Annotated in this window: 26 protein-coding genes and 2 tRNA genes; 15 read left to right on the forward strand and 13 right to left on the reverse strand. The window is 65.8% G+C overall.

From position 1 onward, the window contains the following. Positions 1-6: 6 nt before the first annotated feature. Positions 7-2,463: an FAD-dependent oxidoreductase gene (locus Q8M85_RS17190; RefSeq protein ID WP_305546847.1), complete on the reverse strand. Its 2,457-nt coding sequence runs from the start codon at positions 2,461-2,463 to the stop codon at positions 7-9. 101 nt (positions 2,464-2,564) lie between these two features. Between Q8M85_RS17190 and Q8M85_RS17195 the strand changes: the two genes are divergently transcribed. After that, positions 2,565-3,356 carry an IclR family transcriptional regulator gene (locus tag Q8M85_RS17195; RefSeq protein WP_305546849.1) on the forward strand — a complete coding sequence of 264 codons (792 nt, stop codon included), beginning with the start codon at positions 2,565-2,567 and terminating at the stop codon, positions 3,354-3,356. 349 nt (positions 3,357-3,705) lie between these two features. Here the strand turns inward: Q8M85_RS17195 and Q8M85_RS23435 are convergent, their stop codons facing one another. Next, positions 3,706-3,774, reverse strand: a complete 69-nt coding sequence (locus Q8M85_RS23435; protein WP_371135301.1) for a hypothetical protein — start codon at positions 3,772-3,774, stop codon at positions 3,706-3,708. A gap of 290 nt (positions 3,775-4,064) precedes the next feature. Then, positions 4,065-4,154, reverse strand: a tRNA-Ser gene (locus Q8M85_RS17210). 295 nt (positions 4,155-4,449) lie between these two features. Here Q8M85_RS17210 and Q8M85_RS23440 point away from each other — a divergent pair. Genes Q8M85_RS23440 through tmk form a run of 3 tightly spaced genes read left to right on the forward strand, consistent with a single transcriptional unit; the run spans position 4,450 to position 7,414 of the window. Further along, entirely contained in the window at positions 4,450-5,625 is a 1,176-nt protein-coding gene (locus Q8M85_RS23440) for an SPOR domain-containing protein (RefSeq protein ID WP_371135296.1), read from the forward strand. Between the two features lie 10 nt (positions 5,626-5,635). Continuing rightward, positions 5,636-6,790 carry a D-alanyl-D-alanine carboxypeptidase family protein gene (locus tag Q8M85_RS17225; protein WP_305546850.1) on the forward strand — a complete coding sequence of 385 codons (1,155 nt, stop codon included), beginning with the start codon at positions 5,636-5,638 and terminating at the stop codon, positions 6,788-6,790. Further along, positions 6,791-7,414: a dTMP kinase gene (gene tmk, locus Q8M85_RS17230; RefSeq protein ID WP_305546851.1), complete on the forward strand. Its 624-nt coding sequence runs from the start codon at positions 6,791-6,793 to the stop codon at positions 7,412-7,414. Positions 7,415-7,697: 283 nt separating this feature from the next. Here the strand turns inward: tmk and Q8M85_RS17235 are convergent, their stop codons facing one another. Continuing rightward, positions 7,698-8,117: a VOC family protein gene (locus tag Q8M85_RS17235; RefSeq protein ID WP_305546852.1), complete on the reverse strand. Its 420-nt coding sequence runs from the start codon at positions 8,115-8,117 to the stop codon at positions 7,698-7,700. A 348-nt stretch (positions 8,118-8,465) separates the two neighbouring features. Here Q8M85_RS17235 and Q8M85_RS17240 point away from each other — a divergent pair, with 348 nt between their 5' ends. The 4 genes from Q8M85_RS17240 to Q8M85_RS17255 all read left to right on the forward strand — a co-directional run bounded on the left by Q8M85_RS17240 (position 8,466) and on the right by Q8M85_RS17255 (position 12,228). Further along, positions 8,466-9,596: a DNA polymerase III subunit delta' gene (locus tag Q8M85_RS17240; RefSeq protein ID WP_305546854.1), complete on the forward strand. Its 1,131-nt coding sequence runs from the start codon at positions 8,466-8,468 to the stop codon at positions 9,594-9,596. A gap of 5 nt (positions 9,597-9,601) precedes the next feature. Beyond that, a complete protein-coding gene (locus Q8M85_RS17245) occupies positions 9,602-10,414 on the forward strand; it encodes a TatD family hydrolase (RefSeq protein WP_305546856.1) in 813 nt (270 codons plus the stop codon). Beyond that, entirely contained in the window at positions 10,414-11,217 is an 804-nt protein-coding gene (locus tag Q8M85_RS17250) for an MBL fold metallo-hydrolase (RefSeq protein WP_305546859.1), read from the forward strand. Before Q8M85_RS17245 ends, Q8M85_RS17250 begins: the two co-directional genes overlap by 1 nt. A gap of 72 nt (positions 11,218-11,289) precedes the next feature. Further along, positions 11,290-12,228, forward strand: coding sequence for an AEC family transporter (locus Q8M85_RS17255; protein ID WP_305546861.1), 939 nt, complete (start codon positions 11,290-11,292; stop codon positions 12,226-12,228). 157 nt (positions 12,229-12,385) lie between these two features. Here Q8M85_RS17255 and Q8M85_RS17260 read toward each other — a convergent pair whose 3' ends face one another. The 5 genes from Q8M85_RS17260 to Q8M85_RS17280 all read right to left on the reverse strand — a co-directional run bounded on the left by Q8M85_RS17260 (position 12,386) and on the right by Q8M85_RS17280 (position 17,280). Further along, on the reverse strand, positions 12,386-13,357 hold the full coding sequence (locus Q8M85_RS17260) for an ABC transporter permease (RefSeq protein WP_305546863.1): 972 nt from the start codon (positions 13,355-13,357) through the stop codon (positions 12,386-12,388). A gap of 11 nt (positions 13,358-13,368) precedes the next feature. After that, complete coding sequence (locus Q8M85_RS17265) at positions 13,369-14,622, reverse strand: ABC transporter permease (RefSeq protein ID WP_305546865.1); 1,254 nt, start codon at positions 14,620-14,622, stop codon at positions 13,369-13,371. Between the two features lie 59 nt (positions 14,623-14,681). Next, complete coding sequence (locus Q8M85_RS17270; protein WP_305546867.1) at positions 14,682-15,749, reverse strand: ABC transporter substrate-binding protein; 1,068 nt, start codon at positions 15,747-15,749, stop codon at positions 14,682-14,684. A 55-nt stretch (positions 15,750-15,804) separates the two neighbouring features. Further along, a complete protein-coding gene (locus tag Q8M85_RS17275) occupies positions 15,805-16,905 on the reverse strand; it encodes an ABC transporter ATP-binding protein (RefSeq protein WP_305546869.1) in 1,101 nt (366 codons plus the stop codon). Between the two features lie 288 nt (positions 16,906-17,193). After that, a tRNA-Leu gene (locus Q8M85_RS17280) sits at positions 17,194-17,280 on the reverse strand. Positions 17,281-17,398: 118 nt separating this feature from the next. Between Q8M85_RS17280 and lipB the strand changes: the two genes are divergently transcribed. Further along, positions 17,399-18,109: a lipoyl(octanoyl) transferase LipB gene (lipB, locus tag Q8M85_RS17285; protein WP_305547127.1), complete on the forward strand. Its 711-nt coding sequence runs from the start codon at positions 17,399-17,401 to the stop codon at positions 18,107-18,109. 93 nt (positions 18,110-18,202) lie between these two features. Continuing rightward, positions 18,203-18,613, forward strand: coding sequence for a cytochrome C (locus tag Q8M85_RS17290; protein ID WP_305546871.1), 411 nt, complete (start codon positions 18,203-18,205; stop codon positions 18,611-18,613). Positions 18,614-18,672: 59 nt separating this feature from the next. Here Q8M85_RS17290 and Q8M85_RS17295 read toward each other — a convergent pair whose 3' ends face one another. Further along, entirely contained in the window at positions 18,673-19,122 is a 450-nt protein-coding gene (locus tag Q8M85_RS17295) for a nuclear transport factor 2 family protein (protein ID WP_305546873.1), read from the reverse strand. A gap of 71 nt (positions 19,123-19,193) precedes the next feature. On the opposite strand from Q8M85_RS17295, the gene Q8M85_RS17300 reads away from it, so the two are divergent. The 3 genes from Q8M85_RS17300 to Q8M85_RS17310 all read left to right on the forward strand — a co-directional run bounded on the left by Q8M85_RS17300 (position 19,194) and on the right by Q8M85_RS17310 (position 22,747). Further along, positions 19,194-19,907 (forward strand): YafY family protein, encoded by a 714-nt coding sequence (locus tag Q8M85_RS17300; protein ID WP_305546876.1) that lies wholly within the window; start codon positions 19,194-19,196, stop codon positions 19,905-19,907. Between the two features lie 134 nt (positions 19,908-20,041). Continuing rightward, entirely contained in the window at positions 20,042-21,724 is a 1,683-nt protein-coding gene (locus Q8M85_RS17305; protein WP_305546878.1) for a cytochrome c oxidase subunit 1, read from the forward strand. Positions 21,725-21,799: 75 nt separating this feature from the next. Then, complete coding sequence (locus Q8M85_RS17310; protein ID WP_305546880.1) at positions 21,800-22,747, forward strand: alpha/beta hydrolase; 948 nt, start codon at positions 21,800-21,802, stop codon at positions 22,745-22,747. On the opposite strand, the gene Q8M85_RS17315 is transcribed toward Q8M85_RS17310, so the two are convergent. Beyond that, positions 22,744-23,433 carry a gamma-glutamylcyclotransferase gene (locus Q8M85_RS17315; protein WP_305546882.1) on the reverse strand — a complete coding sequence of 230 codons (690 nt, stop codon included), beginning with the start codon at positions 23,431-23,433 and terminating at the stop codon, positions 22,744-22,746. The two genes, Q8M85_RS17310 and Q8M85_RS17315, sit on opposite strands and share 4 nt — an antisense overlap. 99 nt (positions 23,434-23,532) lie before the next feature. Here Q8M85_RS17315 and Q8M85_RS17320 point away from each other — a divergent pair, with 99 nt between their 5' ends. Together Q8M85_RS17320 and Q8M85_RS17325 are read left to right on the forward strand one after the other, a co-directional pair. Beyond that, positions 23,533-24,018 (forward strand): DUF2244 domain-containing protein, encoded by a 486-nt coding sequence (locus Q8M85_RS17320; RefSeq protein ID WP_305546885.1) that lies wholly within the window; start codon positions 23,533-23,535, stop codon positions 24,016-24,018. Between the two features lie 64 nt (positions 24,019-24,082). Further along, entirely contained in the window at positions 24,083-24,487 is a 405-nt protein-coding gene (locus Q8M85_RS17325) for a hypothetical protein (protein WP_305546887.1), read from the forward strand. 4 nt (positions 24,488-24,491) lie between these two features. Here Q8M85_RS17325 and Q8M85_RS17330 read toward each other — a convergent pair whose 3' ends face one another. Then, complete coding sequence (locus Q8M85_RS17330) at positions 24,492-24,845, reverse strand: hypothetical protein (RefSeq protein ID WP_305546889.1); 354 nt, start codon at positions 24,843-24,845, stop codon at positions 24,492-24,494. Further along, on the reverse strand, positions 24,845-25,303 hold the full coding sequence (locus Q8M85_RS17335) for a GatB/YqeY domain-containing protein (protein ID WP_305546891.1): 459 nt from the start codon (positions 25,301-25,303) through the stop codon (positions 24,845-24,847). Before Q8M85_RS17335 ends, Q8M85_RS17330 begins: the two co-directional genes overlap by 1 nt. Positions 25,304-25,347 lie beyond the last annotated feature (44 nt).

Consider the following 25,347-nt stretch of genomic DNA (forward strand, 5'->3'; position numbering starts at 1 on the left):
GTCTCCTCAGCCTCGCATGATCGTGCCTGCCGGATCGTAGAATGGCGCAAGCTGCGCATCGACCGGATAGTGCTGCCCGGCGATCTGCACGGCAAAGCCGCCCGCGTCGATCCAGTCGCGCGTCACACCCGCCGCGCGGTGCAGCGTCGCCAGCCCCACCATCGCGCCCAGCCGCCACCCCCACCCGCCCGAGGTCACATGGCCGACCAGCGCGCCGTCCTTCCAGATCGGCTCGTTGTGGATCAGGTAGGGACCGGCTTCCGCCGTCGCACCGGGAACGCGGATCGCCACCATGCGGTCGCGTGTCGCGGCGCCGAATTCGGCCTTCTGCGCCAGCAAGGCCGCGCGCCCGACGAACTCTCCCTTGTCCAGCGCGACGGCAAAGCCAAGTCCGGTTTCGAACGGCGTGTCCTCCTCGGCGATGTCGTGGCCAAAGTGGCGGAACCCTTTCTCCAGCCGACAGGCCCCCAACGCGAACATCCCGGCATGGCGCAGCCCCTGCGCCGCCCCCTGCCGCAGCAATGCCTCGTAGACATGGGCGGTGAATTCCACCGGGATCAGCAGCTCATACCCCAGCTCGCCAAGGAACGACCGCCGGATCGCCCAGACCCGGGCATGGGCCAGATCGATCTCGCGCGCGGCCCCGAAGGGAAAGGCGGCGTTGGACAGATCATCGCCCGACAGGGCCTGCAAGATCGCGCGCGACGCCGGGCCGTGCAGCGTCAAAAGACCATAGGCCCCGGTTGCGTCAAAGATCTCGAACCGCCAGTCCGGGTCGGCATGCGCCCGGATATGGGCCTGGTCGCGGGTCTGGCTGGGATGGCCGGTGACGACCATGAACTGCTGATCCGCGATGCGGGTGACGGTCACATCCGCCTCGATCCCGCCCTTGTGGTTCAGGAACTGCGTGTAGACCGAGGTTCCGACCGGCACATCCATCCGCGCGCCTGACACCCGGTCAAGCGCCCGCACTGCATCCGGCCCCTGCACCAGGATCTTGCCATACATCGACTGGTCCAGAAGCACCGCCGCATCGCGGGCGGCCAGACATTCGTCGCGCACCAGACCCGACCAGTCCTGCCAGCCCAGCGAGGGCCGGTCAGGCCAGCCCTTGCCCGTCGGGTCGAAATACATCGGCACTTCCCAACCGATGCGCTCGGCCAGCGTCGCCCCCGCTGCGACCAGCCTGTCATGCAACGGCACCCGCCTGATGCCACGCGCGCTTTGCACCTGCCGCCCCGGCCATTGCAGCCCGTAGTGAAAGCCGATCGACTCTGCCGCCCGTTCGGCATTGTAGGCGGCGTTGCGCTGGAAGGGATGCGCGCGGGCCGCCAGCAGGGACCCCACGGCGCGCACGGGTTCCCCCTTGGCGATCCAGTGCGCCATGGTCAGCCCGAACCCGCCAGAGTTCAGGATGCCGTTGGAATTCAACCCCGCCGCGATGAACAGCCCCGGCATTTCGGGCGCCGGTCCCAGATAGGGGCGGCCATCGGGCGTAAAGCTTTCCGGCCCGTTGAAGAAGGTCTGGATGCCGGTCTCGGCCAGCAGCGGAAAGCGCGCGAACATCAGTTCCAGCAAGGGTTCGACGTGTTCCATGTCGAAGGGCAGCTCGTCGAACTCGAACTCTGGCGGTATTCCGCCCTGCCCCCAGGCCTTGCCCTGCGCCTCGAAGCCGCCGACCAGAAGCTTGCCCGCATCCTCCTTGGTGTAGATCCGCTCCTCCGCGACAACCAGCGCCGGCGCGGATCGCGCCAGACCCGACAGCGGCTCGGTGACGATGTAGAAATGCTCGGTCGCGTGCAGCGGCACCGTGACGCCGTGGTCGGCGGCGAAACGGGCGCTCCACATCCCGCCCGCAAGCAGGACCTTGTCCGTCGCGATCACCCCCTGCGCGGTTTGCACGCCGCAGACCCGGCCCTTGGCCGTCAGGATCCGCAGCGCCGGGGTATTCTCGAAGATCAGCGCACCGCGTGCCCTGGCCCCCTTGGCCAGCGCCTGCGTCACGTCCAGGGGGTTCACCTGTCCGTTCGACGGCACATGGAACCCGCCGCGCACGTCGGACACCTCGACAATGGGGCAAAGCTCGAGGATAGCGTCGCGGTCCAGAAGCCGCGCCTCGACCTCCATCCGCTTGGCATGGTCGGCCTGCCGCAAAAGCTGTTCCCAGCGCACGTCGGACAACGCCAGATGCAGCGTGCCGTTCTGCTTGTAACCCGTGGCCTGCCCGGTCTCGACCTCAAGCTCGGTGAACAGCCGCGCGGTGTATTTCGACAGGTCGGTCTGCGCCCCGCTTTCGCGCAGCTGCCCGACAATCCCCGCCGCATGCCAGGTTGTGCCAGAGGCCAGTTGCTTGCGCTCCAGCAGCACCGGCCCCTCAACCCCCAGCTTCGCCAGATGGTAAAGCGTCGAGACGCCGATGATGCCGCCGCCGATGATGACGACCGGGGCCGAGGTGGGAAGCATCGCGGTCTCCTGATGGTTCAAATAATGGACCTTGTGGTTCTATTTATGATCCTATAACCTTGAGGCACCTGTCAATCCAGCCGCATCACAGGCACCGGAAGATGAGCACAGTAGACAAGACCCTGAAATTGCTTGGCTATCTGAAGACCACCTCGCCCGAACTTGGCCTAAGCCAGTTCACGCGGCTTTCGGGTGAAGACAAGGCCTCGACGCATCGGCGGCTGACAGAGCTGACAAGGGCGGGGTTTCTGGAACAGGATCCGGTGACCCGGGCCTACCGGCTTGGTGCCGCCCTGACCCGCCTTGCCCTGACGCGTGAGCAGTCCTTTCCCCGCGCCGAACACGCGCGGCGGGTGCTTGAACGCCTTTACGACAGCGTCAGGGAAACCGTCCATGTCTCGGTCATCCAGGGGACTGACGGTCTCAGCACGCTGGCGCATATCGACGATCACAGCCACGGCAACCGCGTCTACATCGAGCCCGCCGATCTCCTCCCGTTCCATGCGACAGCCTCGGGGATCGTCACCCTTGCCTTTGCGGTCAAGCCGTTCCGCGACACGGTTCTGGCCCGCCGGTTCGACAGGCTGACCAGCGAAACCGAAATCGACCCGGCGGTTCTGGCCCTGCATCTGGAAGATGCCCGCCGCAGCGGGTTCGGCCGCTCGGAAGGGGCCTATGAACCCGATGTGTTCAGCGTCGCCGCCCCCCTTTTCGCCAGCGACGGCACCTGCATCGGTGCCATAGCGACGGCCATGCCTAAAGCCCGCTTCACTGAAATGTCCGAGAACCGGATCCTCTCTGCCGTCGCCAAGGCTGCCTCGGACCTCACATCGTATTGGGGCGGTGAGCCGCCGGGCACGCTGAAAGCAACGTGGGACTCCATGATTGTCTAGCGTCACCGGGCCTGAATGCGCTCATGCGTACGGCGAACTCGCCATCCAGCCCCGCGTCCGCCAGTTGCTCCTGGTCTGGCACGTCACGCAAGGTTTCCGCCTGGTTCGCAGTATCCACCCTTCGCCCGCGTAGGCCAGCTCATAGGGGCGCCCCCCAGATCCACCGCAAGATCGACCGATGCTCCCTTCCCCACCAACCTCGACAGATCGGCACGCGGCACCGGGCTCGCCCTCGCAAACAGCAACGCCTCGATCCGGCGCGTCCAATCCCGCCACCGCAGATCGGGCGGCAGGTCAGCCAGATCACGGTCAGGCTCTGCCTCGTCGCGCCGCGCCATGCTCAGACCCCTTAAAGCCGGAACCTGTCCCGCCCGGTCAGCTCTCGCAGCGCGCCCAAGGCAACCTGCCGCTCACACAACCGACGCGCGGCACGATCCGACAGGCTGTCAGCCGCAGATCGTTCCCGCGCAGACGCAGATCACGCGCCTACAGAAGCATAGACGAAAGCGGCAGAACATGGGTCCACCCCAGTGACCTTGCCAGCACTGCATCGGCAAGGATCAAGGCCACCTCCTCGGAAGCCTGACTCACGCCGCAAGTGGAAGATAAATGGGTGCTGACCCTAGGGAGCGTCACGCCGCGCAACCCTCGATGATCTCGCCACAACACGCGATGCATGAATTTATTTGATATCCGGGACTTATGTGGTGGCGGAAGCGGTGGGATTCGAACCCACGGTGGGGTTCCCCCCACGCTGGTTTTCAAGACCAGAGCCTTAAACCACTCGGCCACACTTCCGTTCTGACCGGCTTGGCCGGACCACGACGGCCCGAATACGCGTCGCGGATCGATTCTGAAAGACGCTCGCAGGCGAAATCCGCTGATCGTGAGTCCAAGTGCAGCCCTCTGCCCTTCCCTAGGGCGTAGCAACCCTGTATGTTGTGGCAAAAGGCAGGCGGACATACGTGGGGTGGAGGGCGGCAAACGCTCCGGGCGAACGCTCCGGGCTGGCCTCCCGATACCACGGACAGGATCGTCGACAAGCACGGCGACAAGCACGGCGCTTCAGACCGTGCGACTTTGAGGGCGGAACATGGCACGAGTGGGACTCAGGACGATTGTTTTCGGCTTGGCGGCAACGGGGTTGCTGATTGGCTGCGTGGAAGGTGGCGGACAGACCGGCGTGGAGGGGTCCCAGGTTTCACCTTCGACCAGGTCGGCGAAAGGCGCCCGCGACATCGAAGCGCCCGAGGTCTATCAGTCCAACGACAGCGCGCTTTGGGATGGGCGGCCCTCCCTGGGCGGGATCTGGGTGGCGGCGCCGGACGCGGTCAATCCTGAACGGGTCGCGATCTTCAACCCGACGACCGGCAAGACAGTCACCGGCGCTCTCTTCAAGCGCGAACGCGAGAATCCGGGTCCTCGCCTGCAATTGTCATCGGATGCTGCCGAAGCGCTTGGCATCCTGGCCGGCCAGCCGACCCAGATCCGCGTCACCGCGCTGCGCAAGGAAGAAGTCAAGGAAGTCGCCCCAGCCAAGACCACCGCCGTCGCGGCGGCAGCCGATCCGGCCACGGCCCCCGCGGGTGCAGGCACTGAAGCGGCCGCCATCGCCTCGGCAGCCCTGGACGCGGTCGATTCCAAGACGACGAAACCGGCCCCAGCCGAAGGCTCTGCCGGTCTTTCAGGCGAAGCGGTCGCCGCGGCAGCCGTCGCCATCGATGGGGCGGACGCCACCGCCGCCGACGCCGCGCCGACGAAGAAGACCTGGAAAGAGCGCCGGGCCGAAGCCAAGGCCGCACGCGAAGCCAAGCGCCGCGCCGCCGCCGATGCAAAGGCCGCCGCAGCGGCCGCAGCCGCCGGAAGCGCCGCTGTCGAGGGCGAGGCGCCGACGACCTCCCCCGATGCCGCCGCCGCAGCCCTCGCCCCGATCGAATCCGCGCCCCTCGACGCGCGCAGTCCCAAAGCCGCCGAACCGACGCGATCCACGCGCAAGACCATCGGCGACACCCCTGCCCCTGCCGTCAAGCCCGCCGTCGAAGTCCCGGCCGCCAGCGGCCCCGCGCGTCCGATCCAGGTCGCCTCGTTCTCGAAAGAGGACAACGCCAAGCGTGCCGCCGAAGCGCTGGCCAAGATCGGTGTCACCGCCACGCCGCAGAAGTCCGACGCCAATGGCAAGGCTGTCTGGGGCGTCGTGGTGATGGGCGACGATGCGGTCCTGAAGAAGATCAAGGACGCCGGTTTCGCCGACGCCTACTACCTGAAGTAAAGGCCCGCCAATGCTGAACAGTCTGCGTCTTGTCCTGACCCTCCTGGCTTTCGCGATTGCCGCTTTGCCCGCGCGCGCCTTCGAGACCGCTGCCACTGCCGCCTGGGTCTACGACATGACCACCGGCACCGTACTGATGGACAAGAACGCCGACCAGCCGCTTCCCCCCGCCTCAATGTCGAAGATCATGACCATCAACATGCTCTTCGAGGCGCTGCGCGACGGTCGCGTGACGATGGAGACCCAGTTCGCCGTGTCCTCCCGGGCCAGGGCAATGGGTGGCTCGACGATGTTCCTGCAGGAAACCGACCGGCCCACGGTGAACGACCTGATCCACGGCATGATCGTGAACTCGGGCAACGACGCCTGCGTGGTGGTCGCCGAAGGCCTGGCCGGCACTGAAGAAGCTTTCTCGGCCCAGATGACCGAACGCGGCAAGGCGCTCGGGATGACGAACTCGACCTTCGCCAATTCCTCGGGCTGGCCGGACCCCAACCACCGCATGTCGATGCGTGATCTGGGGATTCTCGCCCAGCATCTGATCACGGATTTCCCGGAATATTATCCGATCTTCGCCGAGACGGAATTCAATTACAAGGACCGCGCCCCGGCCAATTCCCGCAACCGCAACCCCTTGCTCGAGCTTGGCGTCGGGGCCGACGGGCTGAAGACCGGGCACACGCAAGAGGCGGGCTATGGCCTGGTGGGCAGCGCCAAGCAAGGCAATCGTCGAGTGATCTTCGTCATCACGGGCCTGTCGTCCGAAAAGGCCCGCGCAGAAGAGGCCGAGCGCATCGTCTCCTGGGCTTTCCGGCAGTTCTCCGAGAAGACCGTCGCCAAGGCGGGCACCCGTGTCGCCGAGGCCGAGGTCCACATGGGCTCGTCCGACACCGTCGGCCTTGTCCCGGCCCAAGATGTGCGCCTCCTTGTGCCCGCCCTCGTGCAGGACCGCGTCATCGCCGAAGTGGTCTACAACGGCCCCCTCCTGGCCCCGGTCACCAAGGGCACTCCGATTGCCGAGCTCATCGTCCACTCCCCTGACCTGCCCGACCGCCGCATTCCGCTGGTCGCCGAGGCCGATGTGGGCACCGCAGGCTACATGAAGCGGCTGACGACAGCGGCCAAGACACTCTACGCCCGCTACATCGGGTCGCCGGCCAGTTGAATGGCCGGTCTCTTCCTCTCGTTCGAAGGCATCGACGGCTCGGGCAAGTCCACGCAGGCCCGCCGCCTGACTGAAACCTTGCGCAGTAAGGGCCACGCAGTCACCTTGACGCGTGAACCCGGCGGCAGTCCCGGTGCCGAGGAAATCCGCCGACTTGTGCTCGAAGGTGCCACAGACCGCTGGTCGCCCGAAACCGAGATCCTCCTGTTCACCGCCGCTCGCCGCGACCATCTTGAAAAGACGATCCGCCCTGCGCTTGCCCGGGGCGAAATCGTGATCACCGACCGCTTTGCGGATTCGACCCGTATCTTCCAGGGGATCACCAGGGGCGACCTGACCGAAACCGTCGACCGGCTACACGCCCTGATGATCGGCATCGAGCCGGACCTGACACTCCTCTTCGACCTTGATCCTGCCAAGGGCCTCGCCCGAGCGACCGCCCGCGCCGGGGTAGAACTTCGGTTCGAGGACATGGGTCTTGCCTTCCAGGAGAAGGCCCGCGCGGGTTTCCTGACCCTTGCGGCGCGCCATGACCGCTTCCGCGTGATTGACGCCGACGCCAACCCCGATGCGGTGGCTGAAAGTGTCTGGGCCACCCTGGCCCCACATCTCGCAACAGGCTGACGCCCGCACCATCGGCCCGAAGGTGGCGGCTGCCGCAGCTCCCTGCCCGCAGGATGCACCCCCGTCCCAGTGCGGATTTCTGTTTCACTGATCCGACTGAGGCATTGATCCTCCCGCACCCTGTCAGACACTTGCGCGGGCGTAAGGTGGGTGATTCACCCACCCTACGCTCTCACTCCACAGCCAACCAGAAGCTCCCCTCCCCCACTCAATCGCTACACCCCTCGCGCATACACCAGACACCAGCGCGGCCCTGATCTGCGCCAGTCACAATTTTCCCCAATCACTCCGGCAGCATCGCCGGGTTCCAGGCGATCTCCCAAAGGTGGCCGTCAGGGTCCTGGAAATACCCGGCATAGCCGCCATAAAATGTGTCTTGCGGCGGTTTCACCACTCTTGCGCCGGCCCTAAGCGCCGTAGCCATGACCTCGTCAACCTCCAGCCGCTGATGGACGTTATGGGCAAGGGCGATGGCCGTCGGGCTGGCTGGCTGCAGGGACAAACCCGTGTCATGGGCCAGATCGATCTGCGCCCAGAGCGCCAGTTTCAGCCCACCTTCCAGCTGAAAGAACGCCACCGCTCCATGCTCGAACTCGCGCCCGACGATCCCATCCGTCGGCAGACCCAAGCCGTCCCGGTAAAATGCGACCGAGCGGTCAAGGTCCGACACGCCCAACGTGATCAGCGACAGTCTTGGCTGCATCATATCCTCCACCACTTGAACGTGGTCCAAGCGCCCCACAGAATTCGGTCCGACCACCAGGCAAGGGAATGTGTCCGACCCATCTCGTCCGGCCTTGAGAAACACGAGACCCGACACGCCCGTTCTTCGACAGCATGCCGCCCGATCAAACCCCAGGTCAATCGCGCCAGCCACTTCCTGTTGCGCACGGCGGACCTCCGCTTTGCTCTCTGTCCCCGAAAATCATCCCTAAAGCAAGGTAAACGCCCACGTCCAACCCGTTGATTTTCCCGGCCCATGACCCAGCGTCCAGCGTGGACAGTCTGCACCCCCTTCCCCTTCCGGCCCTCGCCGTGCAATCTCCCCCGCATGGCTGCGACCGACCCCCTGCCCGAACCAGACCGCCTGGAAGGCGCCCCCCACCCGCGCGAGACACGGGTCCTGTTCGGCCATGCCGCGCAGGAAACCGAATTCCTCCGCGCCTTCACATCCGGCCGCCTCCACCACGCCTGGATGCTGACCGGCCCGAAAGGCGTCGGGAAGGCGACGCTGGCCTGGCGCCTGGCCCGGTTCCTCCTAGCCACGCCCGTCGACGACGGCGGAATGTTCGCAGCCCCCCCGCCCGACACGCTGGACATCGACCCCGCAAGCCCCGTCGCCCGCCGCCTTCTCCAGCTGGCCGAGCCGCGCCACTTCCTTCTGCGCCGCGCCCCGAATGACAAGGAAACCGCGCTTTCCCAGGTCATCTCGGTGGACGAAGTGCGGAAGATGAAATCCTTCTTCGCCCTCACCGCCGCCGATGGTGGTCGCCGCACTGCGATCATCGACGCGGTGGACGAGATGAACCCCGCCGCCGCCAACGCGCTTCTGAAGCTGCTCGAGGAACCACCTCCGAACGTCACCCTGTTCCTGATCGCCCATCAGCCCGCCCGGCTCCTGCCCACCATCCGCTCCCGCTGCCGCGAACTGCGCCTGACACCGCTTGCCCCCCAAGATCTCGCCGATGCCCTGACGCAAGCAGGCGGCGACATCGCCCCCGAAGACCGCGCCGCGCTCGCCGAACTGTCCGGCGGTTCCGTGGGCGAGGCCTTCCGCCTCACCAACCTCGACGGCCTCAAGCTTTACACCGCCCTCACCAGGCTTTTCGCCACCTTGCCCCGACTGGACCGCCCGCAGGCCCTTGCCCTCGCCGACCTCGCCGGGGCCCGCGGTGCCGCCGAGACCTTCGATCTGATCGTCACCCTGATCGACCTCTTCCTCGCCCGCCTCGCCCGCTTCGGCGCGACCGGCCAGACACCGCCCGAGGCCGCCCCGAACGAAGCCCAGCTCCTTGCCCGCCTGGCCCCCCATCCTCATGCCGCCCGCGCCTGGGCGGAACTGGCCCAAAGCCTCTCGGCCCGCGCCCGTCGGGGCAAGGCCGTCAACCTTGACCCTGCCGCGCTTCTGATGGATATGCTCCTGAAGGTCGACGAGACGGCGGGGAGCCTCGCCCTGAGGTAGCCGGAATGACATCTCCCAATTTGCCCGACCTGGTCGACAGCCACTGTCACCTCGACTTCCCAGACCTGATCACCGAAACCGAGGCCATCATCGCCCGCGCCCGCGCCGCCGGCGTCAACCGGATGGTCACGATCTGCACCCGGCTGAAGAACGAACCCAAGGTTCGCGCCCTGGCCGAGGCCCACCCCGAGGTCTTCTACGCCGCCGGCACCCACCCGATGAGCGCCGCCGAGGAACCCCTGGCCACGTTGGACCAGTTGGTCGCCCTCGCTGCGCATCCCCGCTTCGTCGGCATCGGCGAGACCGGCCTCGACTACCACTACACGGCCGAATCGAAGGCGATCCAGCAGACCAGCCTGCGCATCCACATCGAAGCCGCGCAGGAAACCGGACTGCCCCTGATCATCCACGCCCGCGATGCGGATCAGGACATGGAGACGATCCTCGCCGAGGGCATGCGCCTCCGCCCCTACACCTGCGTCATGCACTGCTTTTCCTCGGGTCCCCGACTGGCCGAAGCCGCGCTGGAAATGGGTTTCACGCTCTCGATCTCCGGCATCGCCGCCTTCCCCAAAAGCCAGGACCTGCGCGACATCTTCGCGCGCGCCCCGCTTGACCGGCTGATCCTGGAAACCGACAGCCCCTACCTCGCCCCGCCGCCCTTCCGCGGCAAGCGCAACGAACCGGCCTACGTCGCCCATACCGCCCGCGCACTGGCACCGGTCTTCGGTCTCAGCCTCGAAGACTTTGCCGCAGTCACCACCGCCAATTTCGACCGGCTCTTCCCCCGCGCCGCGCGCGCCGCAAGGGCTGCGTGATGGCGCGGCTTACCTTCACCATCCTCGGCTGCGGCTCGTCCGGTGGCGTTCCCCGCCTCGGAGGCGTCTGGGGCGACTGCGATCCGACGAATCCGAAGAACCGCCGCCGCCGCTGTTCCCTCCTCATCACCCGCGAGACGGCCGAGGGCACCACCCGCGTCCTGATCGACACCTCGCCCGACATGCGTGAACAGCTTCTCGATGCCGGCGTCGGCGCGCTGGACGGTGTGGTCTACACCCATTCCCATGCCGACCACATGCACGGCATCGACGACCTGCGCCAGGTGGTCTTCAACCAGCGCCAACGCCTGCCGGTCTGGGCCGATGGCCCCACGCAAGAGGCGCTTCTCTCCCGCTTCGGCTACGCCTTCGTCCAACCCGAAGGCTCGCCCTACCCTCCGATCCTCGACCTGCACACCATCGACGGCCCGGTCGCTGTCCCGGGCGCGGGCGGGCCGGTCACCCTGACCCCGTTCCGCGCCGACCACGGCAGCATGGACACACTTGGCTTCCGCATCGGCCCCTTGGCCTATCTGCCCGATGCCGTCGACATCCCGGCGGAAAGTTGGCCGGTGCTGGATGGCCTCGACTGCTGGATCGTCGATGCGCTGCGAAGAAAGCCGCACCCGACGCATGCCCATCTCGACATGACCCTCGGCTGGATCGCCCGCGCCAGACCCGCCCGGGCTGTCATCACCAACATGCACATCGACCTCGACTACGAGGTTCTGAAGGCCGAGCTTCCGCCCAACATCACCCCCGCCTTCGACGGTATGACCGTGACCTATGACAACCAGCCCTGACCCCGGGCTTTCATCTTTGTCCAAATATCCCACGGGGGTCCGGGGGTGTGAAACCCCCGGCCAACGCCTGCCATGAGCGCCCTTCTCGACGTCATCCTCCCGGTCTTCCTGGTCATCGGTTTCGGCTATGCCGCCGTCCGCGCCAAGCTTCTGTCAGAGCCCGCCATCGACGGCCTGATGCGCTTTGCGCAGAACTTTGCCGTGCCGTGCCTGCTGTTCCGATCCATCGCGCATCTCGACCTTTCGGCGGCCTATGACCCCGGCCTGATGACCAGTTTCTACGCCGGGGCCTTCGCCGGCTTTTTCGCCTGCTTCTTCGGGACGATCCTGGTGTTCCGCCGTGCGATGCCGGACGCCGTCAGCATCGGCTTTGCCGGACTGTTCTCGAACTCGCTGCTCCTCGGCCTTGCGATCACTGAACGCGCCTACGGGTCCGCAGCCCTGCAGGGCAATTATGCGATCATCTCGCTGCACGCGCCGATGCTCTACGGTTTCGGGATTGCCCTGATGGAATGGGCGCGGACGCGGGGGCATGGGTTGTCGGGTGGGGCGCTGACCCGTCAGATCGGCCGGGCAATCCTGTCGCAATCGCTGGTGATCGGGATCCTTGCAGGCTTTGCGGTGAACCTGGCGGGCAACCCCTTGCCCGACTTCTTCTGGTCCGGCGTCGACATGCTCGCCCGCGCGGCGATTCCCGTGGCGCTTTTCGGGCTGGGCGGGGTTCTCGTCCGCTACCGGATCGAGGGCGACATCGGTCCGGTCCTGATGGTCACCACCGCCTCGCTGGTCCTGCACCCCACGGTGACCTGGCTCCTGGGGACCCGGGTCTTCGATCTGGGAACCGAGGCGCTGCGCTCGGCGGTGGTGACCGCCGCCATGGCCCCCGGCGTGAACGCCTACATGTTCGCCCATATGTACGGGGTCGGCAAACGGGTGAACGCCTCGTCGGTGCTGGTCGCGACGGCCCTGTCCATCGTCACAACCTGGGTCTGGCTGCACCTGCTGCCGTGAGTGTGTCCACGGTGGACAAAACCGAAAATCCCTTCCAAATCAGAAGCTTGATTTCGGACGTTAAGGATTTCTCAACACCTGTACGAGCCGCTTCTCGATGACTGCAACACTCGTCGCCCCCGCGACGAGAAGACGAAGTCGCACGAGGAGCCGCCGATCAGCGCCCGGTCACGCCCCGCAGCCGGTCCGACCGTCGCCGCAGAAGCTCGACCGATGCCAGAAGCAGGGTCGAGATCACCACCAGAATCGTCGCCACCGCCAGGATCGCCGGGCTGATCGCCTCGCGGATGCCGTTGAACATCTGCCGCGGGATGGTCTGCTGGTCGGGACCAGCGATGAACAGCACCGCCACCACCTCGTCAAACGAGGTGACAAAGGCAAAGAGCGCGCCCGAGATCACGCCGGGCAGGATCAAGGGCATGATCACCTTGAAGAAGGTCGTGCGCGGGTTCGCCCCCAGCGACTGTGCCGCCCGGATCAGCGACTGGTCGAAGCCGGACAGCGTCGCCGTCACCGTGATGATGACGAAGGGGATGCCCAGAACCGCATGGGCCATGATCACGCCAAGATGCGAATTGGCCAGACAGCCCTTTTCCGACAAGGCCCAGCCGAAGATCAGCGCCATGGCACTGTCCGGTGCGACACAGGCCTTGGCGAAGAAGAAGCTCATCCCCACCGCGATGATGATGATCGGGACGATCATCGGGGAAATCAGCAGCGCCATGATCAACCGGCGATAGGGCATCTCGGGGCGGCTGAGGCCAAGCGCCGCGATGGTGCCCAGCGTCGTGGCCAGGATCGTGGCCCAAAGCCCGACCCAGAACGAATTCTTCGCCGCCTGCACCCAGGTCGCCCGTTCCCAGACCGTCGACCACCACTGACCGTCGCGCGGCGCCTCGGCGGTGGGATGGCCCAGCGTCAGCAGGGCATCATACCAGCGGGTGCTGTAACCCTCGGGATCAAGCGTCAGCATCCTTTCGGTGAAAGTGAAATAGGGCTCGACGTTGAACGATAGAGGGATCACCACCAGGATCGGCGCGATCAGGAACAGGAAGATCAGCGCGCAGGTCACCCGGAAGGCGTAGTACCAGATGCGTTCCAGCGGCGTGGCATAGGTGGGAAGGGCCATTTGCGGTGTCCTCAACCGAACTTCAGACGGTCGATGCCGACCAGTCGGTCATAAAGCCAGTACAAGAGCAGGATCGATACCAGCAGCATCCCGGCAATCGCCGCGGCCAGCGACCAGTTCGATTTGGTCATGTGGAAGGCGATCAGGTTCGAGATCAGCTGCCCATCCGCGCCGCCGACAAGGGCGGGGGTGATGTAGTAGCCGACCGCAAGGATGAAGACGAGAAGCGAGCCCGCGGCAATGCCCGGCAGCGTCTGCGGCAGGTAGATGCGGCGGAAGGTCGTCCAGCTTGTCGCGCCCAGGCTGCGTGCGGCGCGGGCATAGCTGGGCGGGATCACCCGCATCACGGAATACAGCGGCAGGATCATGAAGGGCAACAGGACATGGGTCATCGCCACGATGGTGCCGGTCATGTTGTACATCATCTGCAACCGGCCGTCGTTTCCGATCAGCCCGGCACTGACCAGAAGGCTGTTGACCACCCCCTGCTCCTGCAAAAGCACGATCCAGGATGTCGTCCGCACCAGCAGCGAGGTCCAGAACGGCAACAGGACCAGGATCATCAGCAGCGACGACTTCGCCATTGGCAGCGTTGCCAGGAGATGCGCCACCGGAAAGGCCAGCAAGAGGCAGAGCACGGTGATGATGCCGGAAATCAGGAAGGTCTTGAAGAAAAGGTAAAGATAGATCCGCTCCTTGTCGCCCCCCCGCGCCCAGCCGTCATCCGTCAGCTTGCGGTCCGAGGCGACCAGATAGAACTCTGGGGTGTAGACGTGGCTTGCGGATTCCATGCCACGCCACAGGGCGGGCCTGGCCCAGTTCTTGTCCACCGCCAGAAGGGCTTCCTTGAAAGGTGGCTGCAGGTCCGCGGCCGCCCGCGCGCCAGCCTTGAACAGGCTGATCGTCCCGGCGACGGAATAGTTGATCCGGGTCCCGGAGGTGCCGGTGGTCTTTTCGTCCTGCATCCGCGCCAGATCCTGCACCAGGGCGGCATAGGCCTCTTCCGGCGGGTTGGCGGGGTCGTAGTCGGGATTGGCGGCGAACCACTGGACCAGCGCGGGGGCCGAGGCGGCAAACCCGTCATGTTCGAAGGACCGTTTCAGCATGTAGCCGATCGGAATCAGGAAGGTCAGCAGCACGAAGGCCAGCAGCGGCAGCACCAGCAAGAGCGCCCGACGCCGTGCCCGGGCCTGGGCCGCCTGAAGCGCGGCTTTCAGCGGGCGCCCGTCGGCGGTCGTCAGAAGTTCGGTCGCGGCCTCGGCCATCTCTGCCCTCGTTCAGATGGAAACCGGGCGCGGATCAGCTCCGCGCCCGGATCAGGCGGTTACTGGCTCAGCCAGGCCTGGAAACGCTCGTTCAGTTCCGAGTCGAAGTCGACCCAGAAGTCCGACGAGGTTTCCAGCGCGTTGCCCATGTTCTCGGGCGCGGTCGGCAGGTGCGGCGCCATCACCGTCTTGCCGTCCTTGAAGATGATCTCTTCGGCCATCGACGACTTGCGCGCCGGGCCGTAGGAGATCTGCTGGGCCGAGGCGCGCAGCCCTTCGGTCGAGGTGGCGAAAGCGATGAACTCCATCGCGTCGGCCATGTTCGGGGCGCCCTTCGGCACGACGAACATTTCGTTCTCGTAGATCTGGCCATCCCAGACGATCTGGAAGGGTTTGCCCTCGTTCATCGCCGCGGCAAAGATCCGGCCATTGTAGGCGGTGGTCATCGCGACCTCGCCATCGGCCAGAAGCTGCGGCGCCTGCGAACCGGCTTCCCACCAGACGACCGACGACTTGATCGTGTCCAGCTTGGCAAAGGCGCGGTCAATGCCCTCCGGGGTACGCAGAGTGTCGTAGACTTCCGATGCCGGAACGCCGTCGCCCATCAGCGCGAATTCCAGGACGGCCTTGGCGCCCTTGCGCAGCCCGCGCTTGCCGGGGAACTTTTCCAGGTCGAAGAAGTCGGCGACCGTGGTCGGGCCTTCCGCGAACTTCGAGGAGTCATAGGCAAAGACGTTCGACCAGATGTCGGTCGAGACGCCACATTCGGTCACGGCGCCGGGCAGGAAGTCTTCTGCGGCAGGGGTCCCATCGGCACCGGCGGGCAGCGTGGCCATGTCGATCGGCTCAAGCACGCCTTCGTCGCACAGGCGGATCGCATCGGCATATTCCAGCGAGGCGACATCAACGGTCACGTTGCCCGCCTCGACCATCGCCTTCACGGCCGGGGCCGGGTTGTCGCTGTCGACCATGATCGTCGGCTTGCCGGTCGCGGCCACGAAGGGCTTGACGAAGGCTTCGGTCTGGGCCTCGCCATAGGCGCCGCCCCAGGACATCACGGTGATGTCCGCCTGCGCGGCAAAGCCGAAGCTTGCCAGCGCGGTGGAAAGGATGAGGGTCTTCTTCATTTTTTGCTCCCTGTTTTCGGTTCACTGGTAACAGGCCGGTTCGCCCGGCCCTTCATCAAGGGTCCAGCGCGCGGGCATCCTGGGGATGCCAGCCCACCTTGATCTTCTGGCCGGGGGAAAGCCTGGTCTGCCCCAGCGTATTGCGCATTTTCATCACGAACCCGTCCGAGTCCGCGACCTTCAGGACGGCGCGCAGGATGTCGCCCATGTAGATCACCTCGACCACTTCCGCGTCGAGTGTATGGGCCCCCGCGGGCATCATCTCGGGCTTGAACTCCACCCGCTCGGGGCGGATCGAGACCAGCGTCTGCTGGCCCTTTTCCTTGATGTTGACGGCGGTCGCGTCGATCAGCTCTCCGGTCCGCAGCCGCACCAGCGCCTTGTCGCCCGACAGCTCCTCGATGGTGCCCAAGAGCTTGTTGTTCTCGCCGATGAACTGCGCGACGAAGCTGTTGTCGGGCCGCTCGTACAGGTCGGCGGGCGGGGCAAGCTGCTGGATCTTGCCGTCGTTGAACACCGCCACGCGGTCCGACATGGTCAGCGCCTCGCCCTGGTCGTGCGTCACGTAGACGACGGTGATCCCAAGGTTCTCGTGCAGGTGCTTGATCTCGAACTGCATGTGCTCGCGCAGCTGCTTGTCCAAGGCACCCAGGGGTTCGTCCATCAGGACAAGCTTGGGGTCGAAGACCAGCGCCCGGGCCAGCGCGATCCGCTGCTGCTGGCCGCCCGAAAGCTGCGCCGGCCGGCGGTTGGCGAAGGCCCCCATCTGCACCATGTCCAGCGCGCGCTTGATCTTCGCCTCGCGGTCGGACTTGCCCATGCCGCGCACTTCCAGCGGGAAGGCCAGGTTCTCGCCCACGGTCATGTGCGGAAACAGAGCGTAATTCTGGAACACCATCCCGATCCCGCGCTTGTGTGGCGGCACCTGGTTGATCGGAGTTCCGTCCAGCCGGATCTCGCCATTTGTGGCGGTCTCGAAGCCCGCCAGCATCATCAGGCAAGTGGTCTTGCCTGACCCCGAAGGGCCAAGCATGGTCAGGAACTCGCCCTTCCCGATGGAAAGGTTCAGGTCCTTCACGACCAGCGTGACGCCGTCGTAGCTTTTCTGGACGTGCTCAAACGCGACGAAGGCGTCGTTGCGGGGCTCAAGCGTCACCCGTGTCTCCCTGATGTGCTGGACGCCTTGGGCGTCTCTTCTGCTTGATTCGACTAAAGCGAAAGCTCCCCCTCAATGCAACGCACTTTTTCCGCGCGAAAGGGCCGTTATGCGACGGCTTTGGCTCCCTTTGCGCCCCTGCGGGAAAAACGGTCAGTTTCAAGGTCCATGGCGGTCGATCTGCCTGCGGACTGCGCAAGAAAAGGAGGCGTTCCGGCAAGGCCTGGCCCGGAAATGCGAAGGGCGCGAAGGTTTCCCCCGCGCCCTTTGGCTTGTCCCGACCGACCCTGGTGCGGATGAAAAGACTCGAACTTTCACTCCGGTTAAGGAACAGCGACCTCAACGCTGCGCGTCTACCAATTCCGCCACATCCGCACGGGGTCTGGTCTTGGACGCCCGCTATCTAGCGACAGTCGCGCAGGAAGGGAAGGGGCATTTTCGCCGCTGCCGCCAACCCCCGCGCTCACCCTCGCGCCCGACCGGCCAAGCGGATATAGAGCGGCAGGTTCAAAGGCATCCGACAAGGCGCATCATGGTGGAATGGACGCATATTCCGGGGCTCGCCCCCTACCCCGAGACCCTTGCCGCAATGGAGGCGCATGTTGCCGCCATGAACGCTGGCACCGCGGGCGAAGCGATCTGGCTTCTGGAACATCCGCCGCTCTATACCGCCGGGACCTCGGCCAAACCCGCCGACCTGGTCACGCCCGACCGATTCCCCGTCTACCCGGTGGGGCGTGGCGGACAGTACACCTACCACGGGCCGGGTCAGCGGGTGATCTACTGCATGCTTGACGTCAAGGCGCGCGGCGGCGACGTGCGCTGCTTTGTCCGCGACCTGGAGCGCTGGGTGATCGACACTCTGGCCGAGTTCAACGTCACGGGAGAGATTCGCGATGGTCGTGTCGGCGTCTGGGTCCAGCGCCCCGACCGTCCCGGCCCGGATGGACAACCCTCCGAGGACAAGATCGCCGCCATCGGCATCAAGCTGCGCCGCTGGGTCAGCTTCCACGGCATTTCGATCAACGTGGAGCCCGACCTCGGCCATTTCGACGGAATCGTCCCCTGTGGCATCCGTGACCATGGCGTCACCAGCCTGGTGGACCTGGGCCTGCCGGTGACGATGGCCGACCTTGATGCGGCGCTGGTGGCCACCTTCCCGCGCCGCTTTCAGGGCGATTGCGCTGCGTCAGATGTCGCATAGCACCAAGATGCTATTGCATATCAATCGCACCAGACCCCATGTTCCGCCCGTGGGGCTGCCAGTCTGCGGCGCTCCGGTTCACATGAGGACACCATGACGAAGTTCATCCTTCTTGGCCTGACTGTCGCCGCCTTGTCGGCCCCTGCCTTCGCGGGTGATCCGGCTGCCGGCGAGGACGCGTTCAAGAAGTGCAAGGCCTGCCATTCCATCGTCGCCCCCGACGGGACCGAGATCCAGAAGGGAGGCCGCACCGGGCCGAACCTCTATGGCGTCATCGGCCGCGGCATCGCGTCGGACCCCGACTTCAACTACGGCGAGTCGCTCGCGGCCCTTGGAGCCACCGGCGCCGTCTGGGACGAGGCGAGCCTTGCGGCCTACACGGCCAACCCGGCCGAATACCTGAAGACCGCGCTTGGCGACCCGGCAGCCAAGTCGAAGATGTCCTTCAAGCTGGCATCGGGCGGCGAGGACGTGGCGGCCTACCTGGCCTCGGTCGCGCAGTAAGCGCGCAGGGTCTCCTTGCGGATCGGGCGGCCCTGCGCCGCCCGATTCCATGTCGCGCCTCAGGGTTTCTGCAGCAGCCCGTCGCCGAACGGATGGTCGATCACCATCCGCCACTCTCCGTTCGCGTCCCGTGTCAGAACCGCGACTGACAGGGCGCGGAACATCGCGCCGTCCGGACCCTGCCCCTCCCAGTCCATCAGATGCAGCGCGATGTCGCCTGACACGACCACCTCATGCCCACCGGGCACAAAGGGAAATCCGGCCGCGACAAAGCCTGCGAACATCTCGGTCAGGGCCGCTTCACCCGTGACCGGTGCGCCGGGGCTGCCAACCACCACGGCACCGGGCCGGTAGGTCGCCAGAATCCCCGACACATCGCCCGCCGCAAAGGATGACATCATCCGCCCGATCACGGTCAGAACGGCCGTCTCGTCCGACGGTCCGGCCGAAACTGCCGTTCCAAGGGCCATCGCTCCTGCCAGCACTGCGGCTACGGTCTTGTCTTTCATATCTTGCTCCTGTGTTTGCAATGAAACCGTGATAGCGTCGGGCATTGTCAGAAAATGGCAGTGGCTTTTCGATGCGCCTGTTTCGCCTGCTCTCGCTTCTCGATGCGCTGCGCCTTCGGCACGGCCCGGTCACGGCGCGGCAGATTGCGGCGGACTGTGGCATCTCGCTGCGCACCGCCTACCGGGACATTGCCGATCTGCAGGCGATGGGCGCCCCGATCCGAGGAGAAGGCGGCGTCGGCTATGTGCTGGAGCCAGGCTATTTCCTGCCGCCCCTCGGTCTGGACGAAGAGGAACTTGAAGCACTGGCCCTTGGTGCGGGACTGGTGGCCGGGTGCGGCGACGCGGCACTTGGAGCGGCCGCCCAGCGGGCGCTTGCCAAGGTTGCCGGGGCGACCCGGTCGGAACGACGGGCCGTGCTGATCGATCCGATCCTCGACGCGGCGCCACCCGCCCCGGCACTGGCCGTGACGGACCTGGCGCCCATACGGCGTGCCATCCGCGAACGCCGCATGACCGAGATCGACTACCTGTCCCTGTCCGGTCAGGCCTCGCACCGCCGCGCCCGCCCGCTTGGCCTGACTGTTTTCAATCACGCCTGGCTTCTGACAATCTGGTGCGAGACGGCTCAGGATTTCCGCCACCTGCGCGCGGATCTGATCAGCCGATTCCATCCCCTGCCCGACCGCTTTCGCCCGGAATCCGGCAAGCGTCTTGCCGACTGCCACCGGCGCGAGGGCCGCAGACCTGAAACTGCCCCGCCACAACCCGAAAAACGCTGCTGAATATGCCTCCTGCGGCAAAGTCGTGCATTGCGACCTTTCGTCGGCATCGCTAAAGACGGGATCACAAGGGAAACCGGGCGGTCCGATAACGGGCCGCAAACGGCATCACGGAACGACCAAAGCGGAGGACGCCAATGGCGGACGCAGCCATCCACGGCCATGACGACCATCATCGACCCGGGTTCTTTACCCGCTGGTTCATGTCGACCAACCACAAGGACATCGGGATCCTCTATCTGTTCGTCGGCGGTTTCGTCGGCCTGATCGCGGTCCTGTTCACCGTCTACATGCGGCTTGAACTGATGCATCCTGGCGTCCAGTACATGTGCCAGGAGGGTGCGCGCTTCGTGGCCGACGCCGCGGCGACCTGTACGCCGAACGGGCACCTGTGGAACGTGCTGATCACCTATCACGGCGTCCTGATGATGTTCTTCGTCGTCATCCCGGCGCTGTTCGGCGGTTTTGGCAACTACTTCATGCCGCTGCAGATCGGTGCGCCGGACATGGCTTTCCCGCGGATGAACAACCTGTCGTTCTGGCTTTACGTCGCCGGGACCTCGCTGGGTGTGGCCTCGATGCTGGCACCGGGCGGTGGCGGTGATCTGGGGACCGGCTTCGGTGGCGGCTGGGTCCTCTACCCGCCCCTGTCGACCACGGCCGAGGGCGGCTATGCGATGGACCTCGCGATCTTCGCCGTCCACCTGTCGGGCGCCTCGTCGATCCTGGGCGCGATCAACATGATCACGACCTTCCTGAACATGCGCGCGCCGGGCATGACCATGCACAAGGTGCCGCTGTTCGGCTGGTCGATCTTCGTGACCGCCTGGCTGATCCTGCTGGCCCTGCCGGTCCTGGCCGGTGCCATCACCATGCTGCTGACCGACCGCAACTTCGGGACCACCTTCTTCTCTCCCTCGGGCGGCGGTGACCCGGTGCTTTACCAGCACATCCTGTGGTTCTTCGGCCACCCCGAGGTCTATATCATCATCATCCCGGCCTTCGGGATCATCTCCCAGGTCATCGCAACATTTGCCCGCAAGCCGATCTTCGGCTACCTGCCGATGGTCTACGCGATGGTGGCGATCGGTGTCCTCGGTTTCGTCGTCTGGGCGCACCACATGTATACCGCCGGCATGTCGCTGACCCAGCAAAGCTACTTCATGCTGGCGACAATGGTCATCGCGGTGCCGACGGGGGTGAAGATCTTCTCGTGGATCGCGACGATCTGGGGTGGGTCGGTCGAGTTCAAGACCCCGATGCTCTGGGCCTTCGGTTTCCTCTTCCTCTTCACCGTCGGTGGCGTCACCGGGATCGTGCTGAGCCAAGCCCCCGTGGACCGCGCCTACCATGACACCTACTACGTCGTGGCGCACTTCCACTACGTGATGTCGCTTGGAGCCGTGTTCGGGATCTTCGCCGGGGTCTACTTCTGGATCGGCAAGATGTCGGGCCGCCAGTACCCGGAATGGGCGGGCAAGCTGCATTTCTGGATGATGTTCATCGGCTCGAACCTCACCTTCTTCCCGCAGCACTTCCTGGGCCGCCAGGGCATGCCGCGCCGCTACATCGACTATCCCGAGGCGTTCGCCTACTGGAACTGGTTCTCGTCGATCGGTGCGTTCCTGTCCTTCGCGTCCTTCGTGTTCTTCATCGGCATCGTGTTCTACACGCTGCTCTGGGGCCGTCGCGTGACCGAGAACAACTACTGGAACGAATACGCCGACACCCTGGAATGGACCCTGCCCTCGCCGCCGCCCGAACACACGTTCGAGCAGCTGCCCAAGCAGTCCGACTGGGACAAGAGCCACGCGCACTAAGCGCCCGATCTGACCGAAGGCCCCGGGCTGCACCAGCGCCCGGGGCCTTTTCCTTTCCTGAAAGGCCTTGCCCCGATGCGTGTCGTCTTCTTCCTTGCCGTGCTGATCCTCGTTGCGCTGGTCGGGTATGTCGGCATCACCGGCTACTTTCTGGCCCATGCCGCCGTGGGCCTGCTGAAAGTCGGGGCCATCTCGACCCTGCTTGCCACCGCGGAACCGCCGACCAGCCCCTTCGGCCTTGGCTACCGCGGCGATCCGACGACGGCCCTCGCGTTGCCGTTCCAGACCGTTACCCTGGACATGCCACTTGGCCCGACCGAGGCGTGGCTCGTCCCCGCCGCCAGCCCCGAGGCGGGCCGCGCGATCTATGTCCACGGCATTGCCGGCGCGCGCGAGGACGGCTACCGCGCCCTGTCCATCCTGCACGCGGCCGGCTGGTCGGTCCTGCTGATCTCCTACCGCAACGACTCCGGCGCCCCCGCATCACCCGAGGGGACCTACGGCTTTGGCCTGACCGAATGGCCCGACCTGGAAGCCGCCGTCACGCAGATGGCTCCTGGCGAGGCCGACAGGGTCCTGGTTGTCGCCGAATCGATGGGCGGAGCGATCCTGGGCCAGTTCCTCGCGCAAAGCCCGCTTGCGTCCCGCGTGCAGGCCGTGGCCCTTGACAGTCCGGCCACAAGCTTCGCTGCCGTGATCGACCACCTTGCCACGCAAGGCGACAAGCCCCTGCCCGGGCTGGTCGCCGCCACTGCCAGACAGATCCTGCCCTTCAAGACCCCCCTGCCCCTTGCAATGGCCGAGGTCGCCGCGACCTACCGGGCCTTCCCGGGCCCGCTGTTCATCGCCCACGGCAGCACCGACCGCATCGTGCCCCAAGGCCCCTCACAGGCGTTGGCTGCCAGCCGCAGCGCCCCGACCGTCACCCTCTGGACCGAGGCGGACCACCTTGGCTCTTACGCCAAGGACCCGGTCGCCTACAGCGCCGCCTTCCGGGACTTTCTGGAACAGATCGGCGGCTAAAGCCGCTCGATCTCGGCCGCGACCCGGGCCTGCAGGTCCCAAAGATAGCGGTCGCGAATCCCCAGCGCCTCCAGGTGGCTGACAGTGTTGTAAAGGTACTCGGCGCAGCTGCCGACGTGACCCACCGCAAGCGCCAGTCGTTGGGCCTGCTCGTCCAAGGTCAGCCGCTCCACATCCGGGTCTCCCTCCGGCGCGCAGTAGAAGACCAGCGCCCTGATCGGCCCTTCCGGTGCCCGGACCGTCACCCAGCGCAGCCAGGGCAGGTCCTCGTGGTAGACGATCTCGCGCCTCAGCAGCCGCAGCATCCGGCCCCGCGGGTCATCCTCGGGCATCCGGTAGGCGACGCCCGTGCAGGCCCCGCCCCGCTGCAGGGCCAGCATCAGCCCGGGCTGATCGGGCGTCGCACGCCAGTTCAGGATGCGCAGGCAGAACGAACGACGCCAGCCATGCACCACCCCCCGCTGCGTCTCGACATGCTCGAAATCCGGCCGCCAGATCAGCGAACCATAGGCAAAAAGCCAGAACGCGCCGCCGGCCAGCTCGGCCACCAGCCGCTCTGCGACCGCTTCCATTTCCGCATCAGACAGCTTTGTCAGGCGCGAGACATGCTCACCCTTCGGCACCTGGCGCGCCACCTTCGCCAGATGCGCCGGCCCCAGTGCCATCACCCGACCCGTTCCAGCCATCGCGGCCCCCCGGTACCTGCCCCGATCAAGGATCGCAAACCTCCAACCCTGTGGCAAGCCGCCCCTTTCCTTTCGACCCGTGCCGATTATTCTTCCCCCATGCCCTACGAATGGCTTCCCCCCGAAGGCGACGCGGCCCGCCTGCATCTCTGGCCGCACCGCTCGCTGACCCAGCGCGGCTTCGTCTGGTTCATCGGCGCGACCGCCGCCCTGATCGCGGTGCCGCTGGTCGGTATCCTGGGCAGCCCGGTGCTCTGGGCGCTGCTCCCGTTCCTGCTGGCGACGATCTGGGCGATCTGGTTCGCCCTGCGCAAGAACGGCCGCGACCGCGATATCGTCGAGGATCTGCGGCTGTCCCCCGACCGCATCACGCTGGTCCGCCACGGCCCCAAGGGCCGCCGCCAGGACTGGGAGGCCAATCCCTACTGGCTGCGTGTCACGCTGCACGAAACCGGCGGGCCGGTGCCGAACTACCTGACGTTGAAGGCCGACGGACGCGAGGTCGAACTGGGTGCCTTCCTGACCGAGGAAGAGCGCATCGCGCTGCGCAGCGATTTGCAGTCCCGCCTGCGCGCGCTGCGCTGACTTGATCCCGATCAAGGCCGCCTGTCCGTGAAGGACGCAAACTACGTGCAACCGGAGGCCTGCGATGACCCACCCAATGACCCACCCAATCGCCCGCTGGACCCGCCCCGTCGCCCTTGCCGCCGCCGCTTTTGGCGCCCTGACCATCTTCAGCGGCAGCCTGGTGCTTTTCGGCCCCCGGGCTGCACAGGATGCAGCCGGGAATGCTGTGCCTTTTGTGGTGATCTTCAATACTGCGGCGGGGTTCGCATACCTGGCCGGGGCCGTGGCAATTTGGCGGAACCACCCGTCCGCAAGGTCAATCGCGATTGTCATCGGTGTGGCGACCCTGATCGTCCTGGCGGGTTTCGCCGCCACCGCCCTGACCGGCGCGCCGGTCGAGCTGCGGACCGCGCTCGCCCTGCCGTTCCGCGCGGCGTTCTGGCTGGTGATCGCCTGGGCCCTTGGACGCCAGACCCACGCTGCCTGAGCGCTTAGCCCAGCAAGGCGCAGCCGTATGTCTTTTCAAGATGGTTGGTTATCGACCACGCCCACGAACTCGTCCGGCGGTTCATCGCCAGCGCCGTGCCCAGCGTCGGCTCGCCCGCACTGACATCCTGCATCATCTTGCCGACGAAGACCTCGGCGAACTTCTCGACGTTCTCCTCGAAGGCTGCCTGCGCCTTTTCCGCCTGCACCTGCGGAGAGACTCCGTCGGACCCCGACTTGCAGGCATAGACATAGGTTTCACCGTTCGAGGCGACGATCTCCACCCGCTCGCGCCCCGGATACATCAGCGCCAGGACCGAGGTCATGTCGAACGCGAGCGCGACCGCAGCCGCCAGCATCAGCCCAGCCGCGCCTTGACCAGCGCGCCGACTGCGCCGAAATCCATCTGCCCGGTATAGCGCGCCTTCAGGGCCGCCATCACCTTGCCCACGTCGCGGATGCTGGTTGCCCCGGTCTCGGCCACCGCCGCATCGACAGCCGCCGAAACCTCGGCCTGGTCCATCTGGCGCGGCAGAAACTCCTGGATCACCCCGATTTCGGCCAGTTCCTTCTCGGCCAGTTCCAGCCGCCCACCCTCTTCGTAGGCGCGCGCCGATTCCTGGCGCTGCTTCACCATCTTGCCCATGATCTGCAGGATTTCCGGCTCTCCGACCTCGCCCGCGTCCTGATCGCCGCGCAGAGCAATCTCGCGGTCCTTGATGGCGGCGTTGATCAGACGCAGCGTCGAAAGCCGATCGACTTCCTTTGCCTTCATGGCCTCTTTCAGGGCCGTCTGCAGACGGTCGCGCAAAAGCATGGTCGGACTTTCCGATAGTTTCCCCAGGATCGTGACTTTACTCT

The sequence above is a fragment of the Tabrizicola sp. genome, from assembly GCF_030694085.1.
Classification (GTDB): Bacteria; Pseudomonadota; Alphaproteobacteria; order Rhodobacterales; family Rhodobacteraceae; genus Tabrizicola.